The organism is Tautonia marina, assembly GCF_009177065.1.
Lineage (GTDB): Bacteria > Planctomycetota > Planctomycetia > Isosphaerales > Isosphaeraceae > Tautonia > Tautonia marina.
On the sequence record NZ_WEZF01000001.1, the window covers coordinates 226908 to 248838 of the forward strand.

Annotated in this window: 20 protein-coding genes; 7 read left to right on the top strand and 13 right to left on the bottom strand. The window is 66.3% G+C overall.

What is annotated here, in order from left to right; translation table 11 throughout:
• Positions 1–312: 312 nt before the first annotated feature.
• The 6 genes from GA615_RS00890 (at position 313) to GA615_RS00915 (ending at position 5844) form a co-directional block, all read left to right on the top strand.
• Positions 313–645, top strand: a complete 333-nt coding sequence (locus tag GA615_RS00890) for a hypothetical protein (protein ID WP_152049375.1) — start codon at positions 313–315, stop codon at positions 643–645.
• A gap of 317 nt (positions 646–962) precedes the next feature.
• Entirely contained in the window at positions 963–1313 is a 351-nt protein-coding gene (locus GA615_RS00895) for a hypothetical protein (protein ID WP_152049376.1), read from the top strand.
• Between the two features lie 365 nt (positions 1314–1678).
• On the top strand, positions 1679–2254 hold the full coding sequence (locus tag GA615_RS00900) for a hypothetical protein (protein ID WP_152049377.1): 576 nt from the start codon (positions 1679–1681) through the stop codon (positions 2252–2254).
• A gap of 113 nt (positions 2255–2367) precedes the next feature.
• Positions 2368–2808, top strand: coding sequence for a hypothetical protein (locus GA615_RS00905; protein ID WP_161602091.1), 441 nt, complete (start codon positions 2368–2370; stop codon positions 2806–2808).
• A gap of 270 nt (positions 2809–3078) precedes the next feature.
• The gene (locus tag GA615_RS00910; protein ID WP_152049379.1) at positions 3079–3648 is read left to right on the top strand and encodes a hypothetical protein; all 570 of its coding nucleotides are present in this window, start codon (positions 3079–3081) and stop codon (positions 3646–3648) included.
• Between the two features lie 507 nt (positions 3649–4155).
• Positions 4156–5844 carry a porin gene (locus tag GA615_RS00915; protein WP_161602092.1) on the top strand — a complete coding sequence of 563 codons (1689 nt, stop codon included), beginning with the start codon at positions 4156–4158 and terminating at the stop codon, positions 5842–5844.
• A gap of 234 nt (positions 5845–6078) precedes the next feature.
• Here GA615_RS00915 and GA615_RS00920 read toward each other — a convergent pair whose 3' ends face one another.
• Together GA615_RS00920 and GA615_RS00925 are read right to left on the bottom strand one after the other, a co-directional pair.
• Positions 6079–6450: a DUF2784 domain-containing protein gene (locus GA615_RS00920; RefSeq protein ID WP_152049381.1), complete on the bottom strand. Its 372-nt coding sequence runs from the start codon at positions 6448–6450 to the stop codon at positions 6079–6081.
• Positions 6451–6575: 125 nt separating this feature from the next.
• A complete protein-coding gene (locus GA615_RS00925; protein ID WP_152049382.1) occupies positions 6576–7094 on the bottom strand; it encodes a cysteine hydrolase family protein in 519 nt (172 codons plus the stop codon).
• 236 nt (positions 7095–7330) lie between these two features.
• On the opposite strand from GA615_RS00925, the gene GA615_RS00930 reads away from it, so the two are divergent.
• Positions 7331–7987: a fasciclin domain-containing protein gene (locus GA615_RS00930; protein ID WP_201750068.1), complete on the top strand. Its 657-nt coding sequence runs from the start codon at positions 7331–7333 to the stop codon at positions 7985–7987.
• Positions 7988–8100: 113 nt separating this feature from the next.
• On the opposite strand, the gene GA615_RS00935 is transcribed toward GA615_RS00930, so the two are convergent.
• The 11 genes from GA615_RS00935 to GA615_RS00985 form a co-directional block, all read right to left on the bottom strand.
• A complete protein-coding gene (locus GA615_RS00935) occupies positions 8101–9507 on the bottom strand; it encodes a sulfatase-like hydrolase/transferase (protein WP_152049383.1) in 1407 nt (468 codons plus the stop codon).
• A 122-nt stretch (positions 9508–9629) separates the two neighbouring features.
• Positions 9630–9857 carry a hypothetical protein gene (locus GA615_RS00940; protein ID WP_152049384.1) on the bottom strand — a complete coding sequence of 76 codons (228 nt, stop codon included), beginning with the start codon at positions 9855–9857 and terminating at the stop codon, positions 9630–9632.
• A gap of 74 nt (positions 9858–9931) precedes the next feature.
• The gene (locus GA615_RS00945) at positions 9932–10150 is read right to left on the bottom strand and encodes a DUF4258 domain-containing protein (protein WP_152049385.1); all 219 of its coding nucleotides are present in this window, start codon (positions 10148–10150) and stop codon (positions 9932–9934) included.
• A 46-nt stretch (positions 10151–10196) separates the two neighbouring features.
• On the bottom strand, positions 10197–11561 hold the full coding sequence (locus GA615_RS00950; RefSeq protein ID WP_152049386.1) for a DUF1501 domain-containing protein: 1365 nt from the start codon (positions 11559–11561) through the stop codon (positions 10197–10199).
• A gap of 131 nt (positions 11562–11692) precedes the next feature.
• Complete coding sequence (locus tag GA615_RS00955; protein WP_152049387.1) at positions 11693–12121, bottom strand: hypothetical protein; 429 nt, start codon at positions 12119–12121, stop codon at positions 11693–11695.
• A 404-nt stretch (positions 12122–12525) separates the two neighbouring features.
• Complete coding sequence (locus GA615_RS00960) at positions 12526–13902, bottom strand: hypothetical protein (protein ID WP_152049388.1); 1377 nt, start codon at positions 13900–13902, stop codon at positions 12526–12528.
• A 138-nt stretch (positions 13903–14040) separates the two neighbouring features.
• Complete coding sequence (locus GA615_RS00965) at positions 14041–15279, bottom strand: hypothetical protein (protein ID WP_152049389.1); 1239 nt, start codon at positions 15277–15279, stop codon at positions 14041–14043.
• 311 nt (positions 15280–15590) lie between these two features.
• Positions 15591–15860 carry a hypothetical protein gene (locus GA615_RS00970; protein ID WP_152049390.1) on the bottom strand — a complete coding sequence of 90 codons (270 nt, stop codon included), beginning with the start codon at positions 15858–15860 and terminating at the stop codon, positions 15591–15593.
• A 169-nt stretch (positions 15861–16029) separates the two neighbouring features.
• Positions 16030–17940, bottom strand: a complete 1911-nt coding sequence (locus tag GA615_RS00975) for a cation:proton antiporter (protein WP_161602093.1) — start codon at positions 17938–17940, stop codon at positions 16030–16032.
• A gap of 200 nt (positions 17941–18140) precedes the next feature.
• Positions 18141–19583 (bottom strand): DUF1501 domain-containing protein, encoded by a 1443-nt coding sequence (locus tag GA615_RS00980; protein ID WP_201750069.1) that lies wholly within the window; start codon positions 19581–19583, stop codon positions 18141–18143.
• 48 nt (positions 19584–19631) lie between these two features.
• A complete protein-coding gene (locus GA615_RS00985) occupies positions 19632–21836 on the bottom strand; it encodes a PSD1 and planctomycete cytochrome C domain-containing protein (protein WP_152049392.1) in 2205 nt (734 codons plus the stop codon).
• Positions 21837–21931 lie beyond the last annotated feature (95 nt).

Genomic DNA, 21931 nt, shown 5'->3' on the forward strand with positions numbered 1-21931 from the left:
TGCCGGTGCGGAGTGCTGGCCGTGGGTCCCACGCTCATCCCCCTCGCGGGTGGCCCCGGTTGCTCGTCAACCGGGGCGGCGCAGCCGCACGAGGCTTGGGGTGTCTCTCCGTGGCCTCTCGTCGCTCCGCGACCCCGGTTGACAAGCAACCGGGGCCACCCGCGGCTTCGCCGCGCGGACTGCGTGCCGCTGCCCGGGTCACCCGCAGTGCTGGAAGTTTCGAAGGTGATGACCGCTTTTGCACGACTTTCCGGTGCTGTCCCATCCCCGGCCAGGCCCGTCGAAGCCGGGGCGATAGAAGGCTTCGCGGCGGTGGAAACGCGCCTAGGCCTCGAACTCCCCGACGACTACAAGCGCCTTGTCCACGCTTATGGATCCGGCTCCTGGATGGGGTTCCTTTGGGTCCTCAACCCGTTCTCGTCGAACCTGTACCTGAACCTCTTGGAGCAGGCTCAGCGTCAGCTCGCCGCCGAGCGGGTCATCCGCACCAACTGGCCCGCCGGTCCCGTTCGCCATGTACCCCGAGCGCGGTGGGCTGTTTCCCTGGGGCATGACGGACAACGGAGACCGGCTCTATTGGCTGACGAAGGGCGACCCCGCCTGCTGGCCGACCGTCGTTTACGAGTCGCGGGGCTCGCGGTATGATTCTCACCGGTTGGGGTGTTGCGAGTTCCTGCTGCGTTGGGTGGCAGGCGAACTGCGGGTTTCCGTCTTCCCAGACGATTTCGAGTATGGGTTCACGGATCCGTTCGTGCCTATCGAGGCCGACGGGTGGCCGGGGCAAAGCGAAGCGTGCCCCGGGTGAGCCAACTCTCAACACCGGGGCACGCTTCGCTTTGCCCCGGCCACACAAAACCACTCATTTGATTGGCCGAGCATAGGATGGGCCTAACCCACGGTTACAGCGGACCCGCGACTCGGGCCGCTGAACCTCGGCGTGAGGCTGCGGGGGGTTCTGACGGTTGGCGGTCTTCACCTGCATCACCGAGGTACGCGAGTCGTTCCACCTGTCCCAGCATACCTCGGCCACGCCGGAGGCCGCACTCCGCGACCACATCGCGGCTCTGCCCTACGACGACGGAACTGGGCCGTTCGACGATGAGTTGGAGTGGTTGCTCAGGGTGAGCGGCGGCACTGAGCCCGTGGAGATGCTGCCGATCGGACACTGCCGAGTTACTTGGCTGTGGAAAGGCGGCACACTCTACGAGCCAAAATACATCACCTATGTGGTCCGTACCGACGTAGGGGCCGACGCCTCACCACTGGGTGGCCCGGACCACGCCCCGAGGAGTTCGGGGCTCGAAGCGCTATGAGGTTTTCAGGGGAAGCCGGGCGTGAATGAGAGGCGAGGGTGGGTCTTCGGCCTCGTGCGGCTTCGCCGCCTGGACCGCGTGCCGCGGTCCGAGCTACACGTGGGCCGAGGGGATCGCCGTCCCGCCGGGGCGTGCGGCCCGGCCCGTTCCCGGACGGTCGAGCGGGCGACCGGGCCGGGAGCCGCGCCGATGTGGGTTCCTGGCCACATGCCGTCCGGCGTCGAGGGGGGGGGCGTAGGGAATGTGATGGGAGAATGCCTGGATTCGCGACGACGGGGAGGCCTGGGGCTCCCGGGACCGATCCCCGCGCGTCGTGTCGTCAGGTGACGGAGTTGGGTGTCCCGTCATGAGGTGGTTGGGATCGGGTGGCCGATTGGGCGGATCGGGTCGCGGGGGGGATGGTCATGGGCGGCATGACGAGCGAGCGGAGGAAGTGGCTTCGATATGAGCCGAGGGAGCGCCGCGTGTACCTGGGATGGTGGCAGGGCGAGACGTTCCGGACCACGACGGCCCGGCTGAGGGACGTGGGCCGGGGAGGGGCCACGGTGGAGGCCGACGGCGTGCTGCCGGAGGACGTGTCGGCGTGGATCTGCTCGACCCTGAACGACGCCGGGGGCTGGATCGAGACCGCGGTGCGCCCGGTCTTCCGACGCCCGAGGGGGCCGCACCGGCTCCGCCTGGTTTTCCGGGACACGTCGGCGACCGAGGCCTTTCTGGAGGCGGTCACCCTGCGGTCGGAAAGGCCGACAGACGCCCCAGGGACCGAGGCGATCGAGCTGCTGGGCCTGAAATGGCCCTGCTCGACGGACGAGGTGCGGCAGGCCTTTCACACGCTCGCCTTGCGCGACCATCCCGATCGGGGCGGAACCACCGAGCGCTTCGTCCGGCTCAGGGACGCCTATGCGACGGCGATGTCGCGGTGCCGCGACCTCGCCCGATGACCAAGGACCGAAGCAGGGGGCAAGGGCCTCGGCGGTCGCCCGCTGCCAGAGCTTGCGGGGGAACTGTTCGTTCGTGTTGCAGAGTTTAAACCCTTGCGAGTGTTGAAATTCGAATGCCACTTCCCCGAGTCTCGTTGCGTGCCTCCCTGGTCGGGATCGCTGTGGTCACCTTCGGCCTGTTCGGGATCCTCGTCCTGTTGCCGATCCTCTGGCTTCTGGGCATGGGGGATGGGACCTACCATGGCCCGAACACCGACATTCTGGAACCGGGCCGGGCCGTGGTGCTGGCCGCCGAGTTTCGAGCGGCACCCTCGCGTCGGGTGATCAAGCCGACCGGCCGCACCGATTTCAAGGAAGTCATGTTTGATTGGCCCGGCACCACGCCGGAAGGCGAACTCGCCATCGCGAAAGGGACGCGGGGGGTCGTCGAGGTCGATCCGGCGTGGGACGATGATTCCTGCTCTCCCGATCGGCCCATTGCTGTCGAGATCGCTGAGGGCGAGCATCGCGGGAGCGTTGTCGCGCTTCCCCGTCGTCTCCTTCGCGGGAGATAAGCCTTGCCTCACCGCCGGATGGAGCCGCATGGGCCAGCCGACCCCTCGCCCGGGGTCCGCTGGCGCGGAACCCGGGGCACCCGGCGATCGAGGCCCTTCCTCAAGGCCTCGGGATTGAATGGGAGGGTGGCGAAGGTCGCGTCGGTCGATTCCGAGTCATCGACACAGGTCACACTCTTGAATGTGCGAAGGTTGATGCCGATGATGATGGCCAGGGTTGTGGGGCTCCTCGGTGCGGTGCCTGGGGAGTCTGTTGGCCACGTCAAGGTGATGCCCGAGGCGGCCCCACGGCTGACATGGATTCCTAAGGCGGCGGAGGGGCCGACTGTGGACGCGAAGAAGTACTTCCGGCTTACGCCTGCGGATCTTCTTGAGCATCCGATCTGGGTGCTCGCGATGGACGTCGCGACATTCAGCGACACCGAGGAGGACGATCTGGACGACGATACGGGCTTGGTCGTCCCGCTGCCGAGCGCCCCGGGCCTCGTTGAGCAACTGTTCGAGAATTGCATTTGCTACGCTCGAGCACGCTTCGTCGCCGCCAACGGCCGATCGTTCGTCGGCATGATGAAATGCTGGGGTGGTGAGGGGGTCCAGGGGACCCATCCCACTCTCGTGACAGACGGGGGCCAAGTCGATTTCTATTGGGGAATCGCCAAACCCTCTGCGGAGCAGATCGGGGCCGTGTATGAACGCCTGGGGGCATCGCCTGGGGATCTCTTCCCAATGACTTATCAGCCGGACGTCCCACTCCCCGACGGCCCATCCGGCGGCGATCTTGAAGGCTTCTATTACAGAGAATTGCGAGGTGAGGACGACGAGGTCAAGTTCGTTCGTTGAGTGGCGACAAAAGCCTCTGCATGTCGGGGCGGAACCGGGCTGATCGCTGGGTGGCCCGGACCACGCCCGGCGTGGTCTGGGTCGCGAAGAGACACGAGGTGTTCAGGGGAAGCCGGGCCTGAATGAGAGGCGAGGGTGCGTCTTCGGCCTCGTGCGGCTTCGCGGATGGGCTCGCTTGCTCGTCAACCGGGATGGCGAAGCCGCAAGAGGCTTGGGGGCGTCTCTCCGTGGCCTCTCGTCGCTCGGCGACCTCGGTTTGCGTTGGTCTGGGGACGAAGTCGATCGGGGATGAGGTTCGACATCCTGCCAGGAGGTTTTGGAGGCGTGCGAATCGCGTTGGGGAGTCGGCCCTGCGAAGGGGGCGATCGGGCTTGAGTGGTTCGCGGATCCGGGGTAAAGAGGGCGTCTTCACATTTCCTTCGCACGTCTGGGCCAGGCACCAACGGATTTGCATCGTCAGCGGAGCGGATGTCGATCGTTCGACGGACGGGGCCCGGACGGAGTCTTATGACGGATTTCCGAAGCAGGCGGAGACGACGCATCGCCGGGGTGATCGCCGCTGCGCTGCTGGCCTGGCCCGAGGGGGGGATCGGCCAGGAGCCGACGGTTGAGGAGCGTCTGCGCCGCCTGGAGGAGATGAATACGAGCCTGATGGAGCAGAATCGGCTGCTGCTGGAACGGCTCGATACGCTCTCGACGAAGTACGACGAGGTGATGCGGGTGGTCGGCCCGAGCCTGGATCCTGCCGTCGAGCCGGCGCAGGAGCCAGGGTTGCCGCCGATCCCTGGGCCGAGTCCGATCGGCCCGATGGGGGAGCCGGCGACCCCCGTCTCGCCGGAGGAGGCCCCCGAGGCAGGGGGGACGCCGGCCCTGCCGATGCCCGCGCCGGCCGGGGTCGGCGGCGGGGCGTTTCGCGCCTATCAGACCGAGATCCTTGGCCCTCGGGGGGAGCCGGCCACCCAGACCGACACCCGGGACGCGCCGATCGAGCCGCCCGAGGAGGGGGGGAAGTTCCCGCTGGAGGCGTTTTACGACGAGGGGTTCGTCCTCGGTTCGGACGACGAGAAGGTCCCTTATCTGCTGAAGACGAACATCCGGATGCAGTTTCGGCACACGGGATTCCGCCGGTCGCGGCTGTTCTGGATCGACTCGGCCGGGATTGTGCGGCCGATCCGGAATCGCCAGGACTTTGAGATCGAGCGGGGTCGGCTGTCGTTCGAGGGGTTCTTCTATGATCCGGACTTGCAGTATTACCTGAACCTCGATTTTGACACCGATGACCAGCACGTGGCGATCGCGCACGACTTCTGGATCAACTACCGGTTCAACCGAGCGCTGGATGTTTATATTGGCAAGGCGTTCGTGCCGGGGAGCCGGTCGTGGCTGGAGGGCTCGACGCGGACCCAGTTCGCTGATCGATCGATGGCCACGACCTTCTTCCGCCCTGATCGAAGCGTGGGGATCTGGGCGCTCGGCGAGCCGGTGGAGAAGGTCTTCTACCGGGTGATGCTCGCCAACGGGTTCAACACGACCGACCTGACGTTCGAGGAGATCAATGAGCAGCCGGCGTACTCCGGGTCGCTGTGGTCGGAGGTCATCGGCGACTTCGGCCGGGGCTTCTCGGACCTGGAATGGCACGAGCGGCTCGCCCTCCGGCTGGGCAACAGCCTGACGTACGCGCCCGGGTCGCAGGCCGGGATTCTGTTCGAGCCGGTCAGCGAGCAGAACTTCGTCCGCCTGTCGGACGGCACCCCCCTGTTCGAGCCCGGGGCGCTCGCGCCGGGGGTGACGGTCAACGATTTCGACATCACCCTGTACGCCATCGACGCGGCCCTGAAGTACCGTGGCCTGAGCATCAACGCCGAGTACTACCTCCGCTGGCTCGACGACATCCAGGGCAATGGCCCGCTGCCGATCACCCGGCTGTTCGATTACGGCTACTACGTGCAGGGGGGCTACTTCGTCGTTCGGGAGCGGGTGGAGCTGATCGCGCGGCACTCGCAGGTCAACGGGCGGTTCGGCAACGGAGCGGAATACGCGCTCGGCCTCAACTGGTTCATCAACCGCACGCACTACGCGAAATTTACGTTCGACGCGACCTGGCTGGATGCGATCCCCGCCCAGAACAGCGGGCCGAACTACCGGGCGGGTGATTCGGGGATCATGTTCCGCTCTCAGTTGCAACTGGCGTTCTGATCGGGCGATTGGCGCCGGCGCCTTGCCGAGCGATGCGGCTCGAGGACGCCGGCTTCATCCGTGGTTGCAGCCGGCCCATTTCGCGGGCCGCTGAATCGCTGGGTGGCCTGGACAGCGTCCGCGTGGTCCGAGTCGCGAAGCGACATGAGGTCTTCAGGGGAAGCCTGGCTTGAATGAGGGGCGAGGGTGCGATATTGGCCTCATGCGGCGTCGCCACCCAGACCGCGGCACGGATCACGACGTTGAGCGTCGGCTTCGGTAGAAAATGTATCCATAAATCGCTGTGTTGATGAGGATGACGCCGAGGCCCAGCATGACCTGGACGGTCGGGGTTAATGCGCCGGGATAGATAAGGGGGAGAAGGTAGTGCTCGATGAAACCGCCCTCGTAGCCGGCCTCGCCGCTCAGGCGTCGCAGGGATTTCTCCAGGGGAGTGAGCGGGCAGCGCCAGTCCATGAACTCGATGAGCGCTCCCCAGGTGGCGACCGGGAGGTGGATCCAGGCGACCTTGGGCCAGCGCAGGACGAGCAGGCCGCCGAAGATCACAAGAAGAATGAAGGCAAGGTGCAGGACGAGGACGGCGTCGGCAAGGATGCGGAAGATCATGATCCGGCCCTCGATCCGGGAGAAGACGGCTCAAGGATGGGCGACTTGCTTTCGGTGTGGGATGCGGATCCTGACCGGGGGAACCGGAGGGCGCGCCGAGGGGAGGGGCCCAATCATGGGAAGCGTCAGCCTTCGATGGCCTGGTCGGAGGGGACGAGGGGAAGGCGGTCGGAGAGGGCGGAGAGGGAGAGGGCGTGGATCATCTCGTCGACGGTGGTGCAGCAGTCGGGGAGGATGCGGACGTGGTACTTCTCGGCGGCCCGGGAGAGGGCGGTGTGGGTGACGCAGTTGTGGGTCATCATGCCGCAGACGAGCAGCTCGGTGATGCCGAGCTGCTGGAGGGTGTCGTCGAGGGTGGTGTCGCGGAAGCTGTCGGCCGATTGCTTGACGACGATCGGGGCGTCGGGGGCGGCGGCCTGGATGCGGGGGTGGAGGGCGGCTCCTTCGGTCCCCTCGCCGAAGAAGGGGGCCGAGGCGGCCGGGGTGACGACGTGCTGGACGAGGATGACCGGCATGCCGACGGATTTCGCCTTGGCAATGGCGTGCTCGATCGATTGGAGCGTCGCTTCCGGCTTCCAGAGGGGGAACTTGCCGCCGGAGAAGTAGTCGTTCTGGACGTCGATGACGAGTAATGCGGTCTTCATGGTGCGTACCCTTGACGGTCCTGACGGCGCCGGGTCACCCATGACAGTCCGGCCCGCCAGGACATCGACCCAGGGTATCACACGACGCAGCGTTCCGGACATGGCCATGCCCCCAATCACACGCCCCGACAAGACGGACCGCCACCGCGTGGTTGTCAGGCCTAAGAAATGGATTCGTGCATGCTTCGATTGAATGATTTATGTTGATTTGAAGCGACATTGCTTGCCGGGGCGGTGTGAGTGCCTACGACAGTGGGAACCCGGTGATCGAGGTGCTGCGAAGGCGGACGCCCGATGCACTTGGGTTCACCATTCATTACGTGCTGGTATTTTACGATCCAGAATGCTTGCATCAGGAGGTTGAGGTTTCCATGCTCGCCCGATTCGTTGCTGCGCCAGTGGTTCTTGCTGCCCTGTGTGTTCTTCCGATGGGGACCCTTGGCCCGCAGGCCGCGGCTCAGGGGCCGCCCCGGGCCTCGGAACCGACGATTGTGGACATCGCTCTGGCGGTGAACGAGGAGACGGGGGAATTCTCGACACTCATCGCCGCCCTGGTCGAGGCCGATCTGGTCGAGGTGCTGGATGGGCGTCGGCAGTTCACGGTTTTCGCTCCCACCGACGAGGCCTTTGCAACGCTGGGGCTGAATGCCGGGAACATCGGCACGCTGCCGGTTGAGGCGCTCACGAACATCTTGCTGTACCACGTGTCGCCCGGCGAACGCTTTGCCGAGGACGTGATTTCCTCGACGCGCATTCGGACGGTGAGCAAGGGCTTCACCTTCCCGAGCGTGACCGCGGATGGCGTGTTCATCAATCAGAGCAAGATTCTTGCGGTGGATATTGATGCGAGCAACGGCGTGATCCACATCATCGATACGGTCTTACTCCCCTGAGTTTCGATCACCCCAGGTTGCTGAGCGGACCGGGTCGCCCGACGATTGCGCGATCTGCCGAGAGGCTCCCGTTACATCTGGTCAACGGGGGCCTTATCGGTCTTGAGGCGAACTTACGGGTTGGTGGGCAAAGGTTGTGGCGCTGGAGTACGGGGACGGTCCATCTCGTCTTGCCAGGCGTTGAGTCGCGCGGAGAGGTGGGAGACGCGGGACGGATCGGTAGCCGAGAGGTTGTGCGATTCGGACGGGTCGGCGGCGAGGTGGAACAGGAGGGGGCGGCCGTCGACAGTCAGGAGTTTCCAGGGGCCGAGGCGGACGGCGGTTGCGGCTCCGTTGCGCCAGAACAACGGGCGCTCCGGCAGCGGTTCGCGGCGGAGGAGGAGCGGGGCGAGCGAGAGGCCGTCGAGTGGGGGGGCGTCCGCGATCGGGTCGGGCTGGGCGAGGTCGAGGACGGTGGGGAGGAGGTCCATCGTCATCACGGTTTCGGAGGTGACACCGGGGGCAATCCGCCCGGGCCACCAGGCGAGGGCCGGGACACGGTGGCCGCCTTCGAACAACTCGCCTTTCTGACCGCGCAAAGGGCCGTTGTCGGAGATCTCGCCGTGGAAGCGGTCGCCGTAGTGGCGGTAGCCGCCGTTGTCGGAAGTGAAGATCACCAGGGTGGAACGGTCGAGATCGAGTTGTTTCAATGTGTCGATGAGCTGGCCGACGCTCTGATCGATCGCCTCGACCATCTCCCGGACCACCGGCCCGACGGCGCCGGGAGGGTGAGGGCCGAGCTTGCTGAGGGTGTTGTAATCGTGCCCTTGCTGACGGTGCGCGGGCTCGTTGGGGCCTTGCCAGGGGAAGTGGATGGCCAGGTGGGAGACGAGCAGGAAAAAGGGTTGATTCCGGTGCCGTTCGATGAAATCGATGCTGTCTCGCGTGATGAGATCAACACTATAACCCGGTTCGAAGGCCAGGGTTTCGCCGACCCACCAGTCGGGGTCGCCCGATCGGCTGATGTGCGAGTGATGATCCCCGTCTCCGGTCAGCAGGCCGCGGAACTCGTCGAAGCCTTGCCGGGTGGGGAGGAACGGTGCCTGGTAGCCGAGGTGCCACTTGCCGAACAGGCCCGAGGCGTAGCCGGCGGGTTTCAGGGCCTCGGCGATGGTGATTTCGTCGAGCGGCAAGCCGATGGCGTGGTCGCGTTCGGCGTCGAGCGCCCCTTCGAAGGCGCGGCCGAACCGGTTCTGGTAGCGTCCGGTGAGCAAGGCGGCCCGGGTTGCCGAACACATCGGGCCATTGGAATGAAAGTCGGTGAAGCGAAGCCCTTCGGCGGCGAGGCGGTCGATGTGCGGTGTCTGGTTGGTTTGGTTGCCGAAACAGCCGATGTCGGCATAGCCGAGGTCGTCGATGAGGATGAGCAGGATGTTAGGAGGGCGGTGGGCGTCGGCAGCCTCCTGGGCCGAGGCGAAGGTGCCTTGCAAGAAAACGGCAGAGTAGAACGCGATTGGAATTGCAGAAAAATTCGAAATCATGATTCTTCGAATTGTGATTGAGTCGGCTTCGCCTCTTCTTCCGGGCTCGCGTCGAGAGTATCGAGCACACGAGGACCTGGAAGGGGGAAGGTGTGTCCTCGAAGGCTCGCCGTACAGCGTCGTTACGCGGACTCCACCGCAGCATAGACCTTGCCGTGCCTGGCGAGCCAGGCGAGGTCGCCGCGTTCGGCGTGTTCATGAATGTCGCGGAGGAGTCGGACGGTTTCAGGCTCGTAGCAAGGTTCACTGGGGTCGTCGGCAGGAATGACCATTTGCACATCAACGGCAAAGACGTACTTGTCTGTCTGAATGAAACGGGTCCGTATGATTCGTTCTCCCGGAATCTTCATCTCGGGCCTCGGTCGAAGAAGTGAACACTGACGAGCTTGGCAATTCCACTCGGGCGGAGGAGTGACCAAACGGCCTAGAACTCGGTGCCATCCGGCAATGCCTCGCGGACCTCGACGGTCGGGTGAGGTGTCGCGTTGGGGTGTTCGACGATCAACGAGCCGTCATCAAGGCCGGAGACGGCTTGCCACTCCAGGATACCTCGTTCTTCCAGACGTTCGGAAGCGTGGTTTCCCACGAGGTAACGGTCTTCCGCAACGAGGCGTCGAATGATTTCGAAGAGTTCCCCCTTCAATGATACCTCTCCGCGTTCTGAAGAACTCTGCTTTGCCCACCTGGGGTCAAATCAGTTCCCGGATGGGCTCGCCGTGGGGGAGGAGGGGGATGGGGCGGCCGGTGAAGTCGGGGAATTCGAGGTGGGGGGGGATGCCGAGGTGGTGGTAGATCGTGGCGAGGAGATCCTGGGGGGAGAGGGGGCGTTCGGTGGGGTATTCTCCGCGGGAGTTGGTGGAGCCGATGACCTGGCCGGTGGTCAGGCCGCCGCCGCTGACGAGGGCGGCCATGGCGTCGGGCCAGTGGTCGCGGCCGATGAGGCCGTCGGCCTGGGCGAGTCGGGGGGTGCGGCCGAACTCGCCGCAGGCGACGATGAGAATTTTGCGGTCGAGGCTGCGGGCGTAAACGTCTTCGATCAGAGCGGAGAGGGCCTGGTCCATGAAGGGGGAGCGGTAGCGGGTGGCGTCGCCGAGATCCCAGCGGGTTTGGACGTTGATGTGATCATCCCACGAGAAGTAGCGGTCGGAGAGGGTGGGGGCCAGCGCGTCGATGGTGATGACGGTGGAGCCGGCCTCGGCCAGGCGGCGGGCGAGCAGGCAGGCCTGGCCCCAGAGGTGGCGGCCGTAGCGGTCGCGGAGGCGGGGGTCTTCACGGGAGAGGTCGAAGGCGGAGGCCACACCAGGATTGGTGAGCATCTGGAGCGCGGCCTCGCGGAAGGGGTCGGCGTCGGCGTCGGGGCGGGCATCGAGGCCGCGGCGGAAGCCGTCGAACTGGGAGAGGAGGCCGCGGCGGTCGTCGAGGCGCTGGCCGTTAATCCCGCCGACGAGGGCGAGGGCAGGGGGGCGGAAGTCGGGGGCCGAGGGGTCGCCGGTGGCGAAGGCGGAGTGGGTGACGCCGAGGTAGGTCGGCCGGGTCATGAACGGCTGGCGGGGAATGCCGACGTAGCGCGGGAGGCCATCGGGGCGAAGGCCGCGGACATGGCTGGCGACCATGCCGAAGTCGGGGTGCTCGGACTTCGAGGTGGAGGTGGGGTCGGGGGGGCTGGGCGTCTTGCCGGTCAACAGCTCGATCGAGCCGTCGTTATGGGCCGACATGGTGTGGTGGAGCGACCGGACGATCGAGACCTTGTCGCCGAGCTTCGCCTGGAGCGGGAAGACCTCGCAGAAGTCCATGCCGGGGACATTGGTGGCGATGGGGTTGAAGGGGCCACGGTACTCGGCGGGGGCGTCGGGCTTTGGGTCCCAGGTTTCGAACTGGCTGGGGCCGCCCCACATCCAGAAGAGGATGACGGAGGTGTCGGGGTCAGAAGGGAGGCCGTTCGCATTGGCCCGGGCGGCGAGTAGGTCGGAGAGGCCCAGGCCGCCCAGGGCGAGCGAGCCGAGACGGAGGAACTCGCGGCGTCGGAGCGGTCCAAGACAGGCCGGGGCGGGCATCGCGATCCTCCGTTCGTTGCGCAAGGATGTTTGACAACGGTTGGAGGATCATACCGCCGAGGGGTCTGGCGGGGCAATGACCGGGTGGGGCGGTTGGGTCGGGAGCGGGGCGGAGCGTGGGGGGACGAGGATCAGGCCGCCTCGGCTTCCTCGGCTGCTTCCTGGGCCAATCGCTCGTCTTCTTCGAGGCATTCCCAGCGATAAACGGTTCGAGTGCGGAAGTAGTTGAAGTGGCCCGAAGGTTCCAGGTCGCCGGTGCGTTCGAACTCGCGGTAGCAGCGGGCCATGCGGAAACAGTCGACGAACCAGCCGGGAGACATGCCTTCCAGGTTGCAGCCCTGGCGCACCTCGCCGTCGAGCGTGTTGGGGCCTTCCATCGAGGCGATCAACTGGCCGGACGCGTCGGTGACGGTGACGAGGAGTTGGTCGGATCGGGTCGCCCGGCAGGAGACGGTCCAGCCTCCCATCTCCTGGACGAGGAAGCTCACCTGGACGTTCGACCAACGCTTCGGCCAGTAATCGCGGATCAGTTTGAAGGCTTCGAGGAGCGTTCCGAGCATCGAGTTGGCCTCCGTGCCATTCGAAGCAATCGTGGCGAGCGTGATCGCCACAGGGCGCGATCAGATCCGTGCGGTTATCGGTTGCTTGCCCCTGAGATCGATAGCGTTTCTCCGAATGTTTGGCATCCGACAGGGGTCGGCACGATCCCGGCTACCCCTGGCAGGACGAAGGCACCCGACTCCCGCTTCCATTCCAAAATGGTGGGTTTTTCCCGGGCGGCCCCGGTTGCTCGTCAACCGGGGTCGCGGAGCGATGAGCGGTCTCAGTGAGGCGTCCCGGAGCCTCTTGCGGCGACGCCGCCCCGGTTGGCGAGCAACCGGGGCCATCCAGTGCAAAGGGGCGACCCAGCATTGAAGGGTGGAAGCGGTACGACAGCAGAGGCCAATGTCTCTGACGCTACAACTCAGCGGGAGGCCCCGAGCAGGCGGGCGATGGCGTCGAGGAGGACGATCTCGACGGTGGGGGCGACCTTCGAGGCGCGGGGGCTGGCCTCGTAGCCCCCTTGGTAGTAGGCGGAGGCGGTGCCAATGTAGCCGGGGGCGTAGTCGCCGTAGGCGGCCATGCAGACGAACAGGTCGGGACGCATGGCCTGGGCGGCGAGCTGGTACTCGACGAACAGCTCGCCGGGCAGGTGGAGCAGGCGAGCCGGGCCGAGGGTGAGGCAGGAGACGGGAATCGGGTCGTCGCCGGTCGTACAGCGGCGGAGCCAGACCAGGCCAAGCGCGGCGGAGATGCGGGCTTCGGAATCGGGATCAGCCAGGCTGGCGGTCAGCGTTTCCTCGTCGAGATGAGGCGCTGCGGGAAGGACGACGGGGACGACCTCCCAGCCGATCGAGGAGGCGGAGACGGCCGATCGGCGGTCGGTTTCGGCGGCGGTGTCGAAGGCGCGGCGCATGGCGTCGGCAACGCGGTTGGCGAGGACCTGGCGGTTTTCAGGAGCGCCGTCGTTGAACTTGCCCGCGCCGATGTTGCCGCCGGCGCCGTCGAAGTGGATGTGAGGGACGCCGGTATCGGCCTCGCGGGCCTGGCGGGCGAGGCCGGGGAAGTCGCAACTGGCCAGGCCGGTCCGGTAGTAGCTCTGGGGGTGGCAGGCGTAGTAGGAGAGGCAGGCGATCGGCTCGTCGCCGTCGAAGAAGGTCAGGAGCTTGAGGTTCGGGTCGATGATCCCTTCGGGCTCGGCGCGGAGGGCCTCATCGCGGCACGCGGTGTAGCGGGTGGCCCGGACGGTGCCATCGGGGCCGAGAATGCGGCGGTTCGAGGCGACCCCTTCGACCAGGGCGTCGGCCGAGCCGATGTGGGTGACGGTTCGGGCGTCGGCCTTGGCCTGGCGGGCGGCGTCGGCGGCTCGGGCGATCACGTCGCGGGCGAAGTCGAGGTCGAAGAAGGATTCGGAGGGGTCGACGCCGTGCTCGATCAAGAGTTCGGCCGCCGAGAAGTCGCAGCGGGGGGCGTCGTGCTGGTGCAGGGCGTGGACGGCGACGCGGTCGGGCGAGGTGCCGACGGCCCCGGCGATCGCCTCCTTGAAAGCGGTTTGGCCGCCGTTGCCGATGCCGATCCAGTCAATCGCCAGCAGGACGATCGGATCCCCCTCGCCGAGCAGGACGACCCCCTTGCAGTGGAGCGGGTCCTGCACGCCGTCGGTCGGGTCGTAGGCCATCGGCACCCCGATGGGGGGAGAGGCGTCGATGTCGAACGTGCCCAGGCGGAGCGGTTCATCGGCAACCGCAGTGAGGCCGGAGGCGCCAAGCAGCAGTATCAGGGCGAGGAGGGGGCGGATCATTGAGAAGGGCTCCGGGGCTCGGGGGGGGGGAAGAACCCATTGCCGTTGCTCACAAGCACCGAACGCAGGCAAAGGCCATCGAGCCCTCTTGCTCTGGCGTCGGCACGGGATGAGAGAAGGCGATGGGTTGCGAAGCGGTTAATCGGTGGTGGGGGTCGGTGAGGGGAGCGAGCCGGCGGAAGGGCTCGACCGGGATTCGACGATCGCGTGTGTGGTCACGATCGGTTCGCTGGCGATCGCGGTTCGAGAGCCGTTGAGCGGGCTCGAAGACGGCCGGGCCGACCGGGTGGAGACGGTTGATCCCTCGTCTTCTTCGTCCTCATCATCAGAGTCGAACCGGGACGACGACAGGCCGATCGTTCCAAACCAATGGGCCTGGGCTGCGAGCGATCCGAAGAGCGCGATGAGGGCCAGCGCGGTGATGCCCAGCCGGGCCAGCAAGTAGCCCTCGCTCCGTAACGGGCCGTAGGCAATGATGACGATCCGGGGTTCCGGTCCTCGAAGGAACGACAGCGGAACCGAGCTGAGCACCGAGGCCCCGCGCAACAGGCCGGCGTGATAGACCCGGATCGTATCGGTCGGCTTGTAGTCGGCCACCTGCTGATCCTGAACCACGCGTCCTCGTTTGATCTCGTGTCCCTCGGACAGGGGGAACAGATCCAGAAGGACGGTGGTGAGCCCCTCGGACGCGTACAGCGCGCCGACCAGGGCCGACTCGACCACGACGAAGACAACGAAGGGCAAGAGCAGCGCGCCGATCATGGCCCCTCGGCGTTTCCAGGCGGTACTCAGGGCCTGTTCGATTCCGAGCCTGCCCTCCGCGTCGCGGACCACCAGGGCAAAGGCCGTGAGCGGTAAGAGCAGGGCGAAACTCAGCAAGATCACCAGCGGCCAGGGAGTGGGGAAGATGGGGGGGGAGTACTCCATCTGACGGCTACCGTCGAACAGCCAGATCGGGGTGACGAACGCGCCGACGAGCAGGACGGCCAGAGTCAGCTTAGCCAGGCCGCCCCGCCAGCTCGACGGACGAGCTTCGGCACTGTACGTCTCTTGCTCCAGTCGGCCGACCTCCTCAATCCGGCGGAGGTAGACGATCGCCGCCCAGACCAGCAAGGCCAGGCCCAGCCAGCCGCCAACGACGGGAATGGCCATCATGGCCACCACGGCCAGGGCAAGGAGAATGACACCGGCCGCCGTCTCGGCCCATGCTTCCTTCAGCGCGCCTCGCAAGCGGGCGATCGGCTGCGGACCATCGGGCGATCGGAAGCGAGGGACCTTCACCTCGGTCTTGCAGTCCCAGCACCGGACGGTCGTTCGCTCGGAACTCCGCTGGGCCCGGAGCGTGCGGCCACAGGGACATTTGACGAATACGAACATGGTGAATGGCGCTCCGGGAGGCGGTCGTCGGCTCGGCTCGTGAAGATCGGGCGCACGTTCCAGGGACGTCGAGGTCTTGACATTGAATATCGGCCCCCGGCGCTCAATTCGCAAGAGCCGATCGACGGAAGTTCTGCCATGTTGAAATGATCTGTTCCAGGTGGTCAGCAAATCGCCAGTCGGACCACGGCTGAAGCGCTTCCCGGCTTCGAAGGCAATTTGGCTCGGCGCGCGCCGAAGGCCCAGACCCCGAGTCAGCTCGGAGCCGGGCCTTCGACGGAACCGCCTCTGGCGGAAGGAGCGCAGGCCGATCAGTTATCGGCCTTTTCTTCCAGCAGATCACCCTGTTCCTGGATCACCTCGCCGGCGGCCTGAACGTCCTCGGCCTGTTCTTCGGCGATGTCTTCCGACTGCTCGGGGGTGACCACGCCGTCGGCCATGGCGCCGCCAATGGCCTCGCCGGTTTCCTGACGCTCTTCGGCGAAATCTTCCTGGGCCTCCTGAAGCTGGTCTTCGGGAGAGCAGCCGACGGTGAACAGACCCAGGCCAAGCAGAGCGACGAGAGAAGCAAGCATCTTCATCGAATCACGTCTCCAAAACGATGGTGGTGCGAATCTTCGACCCACCCTGAGAATTGCTCAAACGATTTGGCAAGGCCGGGCGGTCGTGCCGGACTCTTGGTGCAAGTTGCGCGCCAAGAATCGTCGCGTTCGTCATGGCACACCCGGTTCCGCTGCCGATCGAGGTGGCTCAGGATCGGGCCTGGTGATCGCGAGGGACGAGACCGATAACGGCCCGAGGGGCTCGGGCGTCGGGGCGGGGGGTGGCGGTGACCGGAATCACGTCGCCGCTGTCGTCGATGATCAGGAGCGGAACGGCCTTGGGGCCGAACCGATCGGTGAAGGTGGCCGTCGGCTCGTTCTCGCCGAGGTCGAGCCGCTCGACGGTCGCGCCGGCGTGAAACAGGGATTCGAGGTGTCGGAAGGTCATGCCGGCACCAAAGAGGACGCGCCCATGCAACTCCAGCGCGACCGATCGGCCGGCCTCGTGCACGTCGGCCGCCTCGATCTGAGCGGTCAGGGGGACAGCGAGGTCGGGCTCGGGGTCGGCATCGTGATTCTTCGGCGACCGGGCCGCGCCGTGGGGTTCGGGAGTGAGCTGGAAGACGTTTTGGCGGCCGAAGAGGCTGGTAAAGTGCAAGGCGGCCAGGCTGTTGACTTCCTCGTTGGGAGTCAGGGCGAGCAATCGGCCGATGCGGCCGGCGTCGATCCGCTCGCGGACAAACGGCGAGAGGATGCTGGCGTTCAGGGTCGGGATGCCTTCGTGATCGGCCGAGTTGAGGCGGTCGGTTCGGGTATCGACGAGCAAGACGGGAAGATCCTCGGCCCGGAGGGCGCGCGCGATGGCCAGCCCGAGCGGGTTCGCCCCGGCGATCAGATACCCGACCCGACCGCCGGTCAGCCCGAGCCGACGCGCCAATGGCACCGAGGCCAGGCCGTAGACGACCACCGTGCCGATGATGACCGTGAAGACGGCCGGAACGAGACGATCGGCCCCTTCAATGCCGCTTTCGCCCAGTCGCAGCGCAAAGACTGACGCCACGGCTGCGGCGACGATTCCCCGAGGGGCCATGCCCATCAAAAAGAGCCGATCGGCCCAGCCGAGGCCGGTACCCACCGTCGAGGCCAGGACCGAGAGTGGCCGGGCCACGACGATCAGGACGATCGTGAACAGCACGCTTTTCAGCCCGACCGCCGCGATCTGGTCGGACGACAACCGCGCGGCCAGAACCACGAACAGGACCGAGACGAGCAGGACGGTGAGGCTTTCCTTGAACTCGGCGATGTGCCGGATCGACACCGACCGCTGATTGGCCAGGACCACGCCCAGGACGGTGACGGTCAAGAGGCCCGACTCCTCTCGGATCATGTCGGAAAGGGTGAACGTGGCCACGACGACCATCAAGGCCACGGGATTGTGCAGGTAGTCGGGCACCCAGTAGCGCCCGAGAACCCAGGTGAGGGCCCTCGCTCCGATCAGCCCGAGCAGCAGGCCGACGAGGGCCGTGATCACCCCTCCCCAGATCAGGACCGAAAGGCCCGATCCTGGGCCTTCGGCCGTGCCGATCACCTCAAAAACAAGCACGGCCAGCACCGCGCCGATCGGGTCGATGACGATCCCTTCCCACATCAGAATCGGCCCCGAACCGCCCGACGGCCGGACATGACGGAGTAACGGGCCGATGACCGTCGGCCCGGTCACGACGAGGATTGCCCCGAGCAAGATGGCCAGGGGCCAGGGGACGCCGATCAGATACCGCCCGGCCACGGAGGCCACCAGCCAGGTGATTCCCGCTCCGAGCGTGACCAGATTGCGGATCACCGCGCCCGAGGCTCGCAGGTCGGCCAGCTTGAGCGTTAACCCCCCTTCGAAGAGGATCACCGCGACCGAAAGCGAAACGATGGGCGTGAGCGCGTCGCCCAGCAAGGCGGCAGGATCGATCAGGCGGCCGAGTTCGAGCCATTCGGCTGCGGGGCCGGCCAGCAGACCGGCGAGCAAGAGCAAGAGAATGGCCGGCAGATTGAGGCGCCAGGCCACCCACTGCGCCCCGATTCCCAGAACGACAATCGCCGCAAGCTGCAGCAAGACATCTTCGTGCATCCCGGTCGATCCTCTCGGCCGCGTCTCAGAGGGAATGGCGGAACGGAGGATCGTAGCGAGCGGCGTGCCGGATCGGAAGCCGAATTCAAGGGAGCCACGGAGGAAGGCGAGACGGATCGCGCGAATCAAAACACCGGGTGCCAGTGCCCACAACGCCGTGGGCATGGCACCAGGAAAGGAATCCAGGAGTGAGGGTTTGCTCAGGCGATCACGTCGTGGATGACCGATCCGTAGACGTCGGTCAGGCGGAAGTCGCGGCCCGAGTAGCGGTAGGTGAGCCGCTCGTGGTCGACCCCCAGCAGGTGCAGGGCGGTGGCGTGGAGGTCGTGAACATGCATGCGGCCTTCGACGGCGTGCATGCCGAATTCGTCGGTCGCGCCGTGGGTGTAACCGCCCTTCACGCCGCCACCGGCCAGGAACATGGAGAAGCCCGTGTGGTGGTGGTCGCGGCCGGGGTCCCCCTTCTTGGCCGGTTCGGAATAGGGGGTGCGGCCGAACTCGCCGCCCCAGATGACCAGGGTGTCATCGAGCAGGCCGCGGGCCTTCAGGTCGCCGAGCAGGGCGGCGGTGGCGCGGTCGGCGTCGGCACAGAGGCGGCGGTGCCCCCGATCGTTGGCCGAGTGGGTATCCCAGGGCTGCTTGTTCTGGCCATCGACGTAGTAGACCTGCACCACGCGGACGTCGCGCTCGACCAGGCGGCGGGCCAGCAGGCACGACTGGCCGAAGGTGGTGCGGCCGTAGGTCTCGCGGAGGCGATCGGGTTCTCGGGAGAGGTCGAACGCCTCGCCCGCCTCGGTCTGCATCTGGAAGGCGAGTTCGAGGGAGGAGATTTGAGCATCGAGGGCCGATTCGTGGGGGCGGCTGGCGCGGTGCAGATCGTTCATCTGCTGGATGAGGTCGAGTTGCTTGCGCTGCTCGGCCCGGTCGAGCTTCGAGTGCTTCAGGTGGGCGATCATTTTATGCACATCGAGGTCGGACGTATTGACTGACATGCCTTGATGTTCGCCCGGCAGGAAGGCGCTCGACCAGAGCTGCGGCCCGACGACCGGTAAACCGGGGCAGAGGACCACGAAGGGGGGCAGGTTGGTGTTCTCGGACCCGAGGCCATAGGAGAGCCAGGAGCCGAGGCTGGGCCGGGTTGGCTGCTGGTGGCCGGAGTGCATGAGCAACAGGCCCGGCTCGTGGTTCGGCGTGTCGGTGTGCATGCCGCGCAGGACGCAGAGGTCGTCGGCGAAGTGAGAGAGATGCGGGAACAACTCGCTCATCACCACGCCGCTCTCGCCGTGGGGGCGGAAGCGGAAGGGGGAGGGCATGAAGGTCCCCCCCTTGTTGTTCCGCTCCAGCTTGAACTTGTCGGCCGAGGGGGCCTCGCCCGCATACTTCGCCAGGGCGGGCTTGGGGTCGAACGTATCGACGTGCGACGGGGCACCATTCATGAACAGGAAAATGACCCGCTTGGCCTTCGCAGGGTGGTGCAGACCGCCGAGCCCGGTGGCGGTCGCTCCCTGAGCGGCCGAGGGGGCAAGCAGGCCGGCGGTTTCCATCGCACCGGCCAGGCCGAGCAGGCCGAACCCGGCCCCGGTGCGTCCGAGCATCTGGCGACGGGTCAAGGGCCGGCGGGGGCCGCGGGGGTCGAGGCTCATGGCGAGGCTCCTTTCCGAGTCGGGGCAGGGGGCTGGGGTGGGAACGAATCAGTCGATCAGGAGAAATTCATTCGACGCGAGCAACGCCTGAGCATAGACCGCCCAGCGCTCGGAGTCGTCGCAGGAGTCGGAGCCGAGGAAGGAGAGGGCCAGTTGCGTTTCGGCCTTGCTGGGAGGGCGGGCGTAAAGCAGGCGGTACGCCAGGTCGATCCGGGCGTCCGGGTCGTCGCCGGCCTCGCTCGCCAGGCGATCGGCCAGGCGATCGGCGTGGTGGGTGACGAACGGGCTGTTGAGGACAAAGAGCTTCTGAAGCGGAGTGGTGGTGCGGGCTCGGCCGTCGCTGTGGGCGTTCGGATCGGGGAAGTCGAACCGGGCGAGCATCGGGTGCAGCTCCAGGCGGCTGATCTTGCTGTAGAGGGTTCGGCGGCCGACTTCGGGATCGCTCGGGTCGATCGACGGGCCGCCGACGGTGCGGTCGAGAGTGCCGGAGGCGGCCAGAATCGAATCGCGCCAGCTCTCGACCACCAGGCGCTTGCGGCTGGCACGGGCGTAGAGGGTGTTCTCAGGATCGATCGCGCGGTGGGCGTCGGTAATGGTGCTTGACTGGCGATAGGTGCTGGAGGTGGCCAGCTCGCGGACGAGGGTCTTGAGCGACCAACCCCACTCGGTGACGAACCGAGCGGCCAGGTCGTCGAGCAGTTCGGGATGCGAGGCCTTTTCACCCAGGATGCCGAAGTTGCTCGGCGTGCCCACGATCGACTGGCCGAACAGTTGCCCCCAGACGCGGTTGACGAAGACGCGGGCCGTCAGGGGATTGCTCGGATCGATGATCGCCTCGGCCAGGTCGAGCCGACCGCTGGAGGAGTCGTCTCCCAGGGGGATGGGCTCGCCCTCGGAGAGGACCGAGAGGAAGTGGCGGCGGGCCACCGGCCCTTTTTGCTCGACGTTGCCGCGGATGAAAACGTTCAAGTCCTTCGGGTCGGAGTCCTTGATGATGTGCATGGCCTCTTCGGGAGCCTTGGCGCCGCCATCCTTTCCCAGCTCGCACTCGTCGGTGAGCGGCTGGTTGAACATGACGGTGCTGGCGAAGACCCCGGCCAGGGCGTAGTAGTCTTCGGTCGAAATCGGATCATACTTGTGATCGTGGCAGCGGGCGCAGGCGACCGTCAGGCCGAGCAGACCTCGGGAGACGACATCGACCCGGTCCTCCCACTCCTCGGCCATGACCTCAGGGGAGTTGCGGCGGTAGTACTTCGGGCCGAGGCCGATGAAGCCGAGCGCGGCCAGTTCGTCGGTGTTGGCCGGTTCGATCAGGTCGGCGGCGAGCTGGCGACGGATGAAGGTGTCGTAAGGCATGTCGTCGTTGAGCGCACCGATCAACCAGTCGCGATAGAGGTAGGCGTTGGGATAGGTCAGCGAGGTGTCGTTGCCGACGATATGGGCCTGGTCCTCGGCATAGCGGGCCAGATCGAGCCAGACGCGCGCCCAGCGCTCGCCGAAGTGAGGGGAAGCGAGCAGACGATCGACGTACTGGTCGACGGCGTCGGGCGAAGGGTCAGCCACGAACGCCTCGACCTCGGCCGGGTCGGGAGGTAGGCCGACCAGGTCGATCGAGAGGCGGCGAGCGAGGGTCCGGCGGTCGGCCTCGGGGTTTGGCGCCAGGCCGGCATCATCAAGGCGAGCAAGAATGAAGGCATCAATCGAAGATTGGACCCAGGCGGGGTCGGAAACCTCGGGCGGTTCGGAGCGCTTCGGGGCCTGATAGGTCCAGGAGGAGCGGGCGGCGTCCCAGTCGATTCCTTCGGCCGAAGGTTCGGAGGGGGCGGGGGTGTCGTCGTCGCGGGGGTCGGGGGCTCCCATCTCGACCCACTGTTCGAAGGCGGTGATCACCTCGGGGGCGAGTTTGTTGGAGGGGGGCATCTGGACATACGAGTCGTAGCGAATGGCCTCGATGAGCAGGCTCAGTTCCGGGTCACCCGGCTCGACGGCCGGACCGCCATCGCCTCCCTGAAGCATGGCGGCGCGGGTGTCGAGCCGCAGCCCTCCCTTGGCGGCGTCGTGCTCGGCCGAGTGGCAACTGTAGCACTGCTCGATCAGGACCGGTCGAATCTTTGCCTCGAACAAAGCGAGTCCTTCAGCCTCGTCGGCCGAAGCGCGGACCTGCGGAGCCATTCCCAGCACGATGGCCAGGGCGGCGGCCGTGGTGATTCCTCGACCGCTCCCGCGATCAACCGACTTGGGGGCAAGGCTCATCGGGGCAACCTTTCGCTGCTCAGGACGATCGAAGCCCGGGGGCGTTCCCTTCGGCGCAATGGCTCAAGTTTATCGAATGTTCAACAGAGAGTCGA

What these genes read in the sequence shown, in the direction of transcription:
- GA615_RS00910 (WP_152049379.1), top strand. Translation starts at nt 3,079, where the DNA reads ATGCCCGAGGCGGCCCCACGGCTGACATGGATTCCTAAGGCGGCGGAG.
- GA615_RS00955 (WP_152049387.1), bottom strand. Translation starts at nt 12,121, where the DNA reads ATGCTCGGAACGCTCCTCGAAGCCTTCAAACTGATCCGCGATTACTGG.
- GA615_RS00985 (WP_152049392.1), bottom strand. Translation starts at nt 21,836, where the DNA reads ATGAGCCTTGCCCCCAAGTCGGTTGATCGCGGGAGCGGTCGAGGAATC.
- GA615_RS00975 (WP_161602093.1), bottom strand. Translation starts at nt 17,940, where the DNA reads ATGCACGAAGATGTCTTGCTGCAGCTTGCGGCGATTGTCGTTCTGGGA.
- GA615_RS00905 (WP_161602091.1), top strand. Translation starts at nt 2,368, where the DNA reads ATGCCACTTCCCCGAGTCTCGTTGCGTGCCTCCCTGGTCGGGATCGCT.
- GA615_RS00925 (WP_152049382.1), bottom strand. Translation starts at nt 7,094, where the DNA reads ATGAAGACCGCATTACTCGTCATCGACGTCCAGAACGACTACTTCTCC.
- GA615_RS00920 (WP_152049381.1), bottom strand. Translation starts at nt 6,450, where the DNA reads ATGATCTTCCGCATCCTTGCCGACGCCGTCCTCGTCCTGCACCTTGCC.
- GA615_RS00915 (WP_161602092.1), top strand. Translation starts at nt 4,156, where the DNA reads ATGACGGATTTCCGAAGCAGGCGGAGACGACGCATCGCCGGGGTGATC.
- GA615_RS00965 (WP_152049389.1), bottom strand. Translation starts at nt 15,279, where the DNA reads ATGTTCGTATTCGTCAAATGTCCCTGTGGCCGCACGCTCCGGGCCCAG.
- GA615_RS00950 (WP_152049386.1), bottom strand. Translation starts at nt 11,561, where the DNA reads ATGCCCGCCCCGGCCTGTCTTGGACCGCTCCGACGCCGCGAGTTCCTC.
- GA615_RS00960 (WP_152049388.1), bottom strand. Translation starts at nt 13,902, where the DNA reads ATGATCCGCCCCCTCCTCGCCCTGATACTGCTGCTTGGCGCCTCCGGC.
- GA615_RS00935 (WP_152049383.1), bottom strand. Translation starts at nt 9,507, where the DNA reads ATGATTTCGAATTTTTCTGCAATTCCAATCGCGTTCTACTCTGCCGTT.
- GA615_RS00940 (WP_152049384.1), bottom strand. Translation starts at nt 9,857, where the DNA reads ATGAAGATTCCGGGAGAACGAATCATACGGACCCGTTTCATTCAGACA.
- GA615_RS00980 (WP_201750069.1), bottom strand. Translation starts at nt 19,583, where the DNA reads ATGAGCCTCGACCCCCGCGGCCCCCGCCGGCCCTTGACCCGTCGCCAG.
- GA615_RS00970 (WP_152049390.1), bottom strand. Translation starts at nt 15,860, where the DNA reads ATGAAGATGCTTGCTTCTCTCGTCGCTCTGCTTGGCCTGGGTCTGTTC.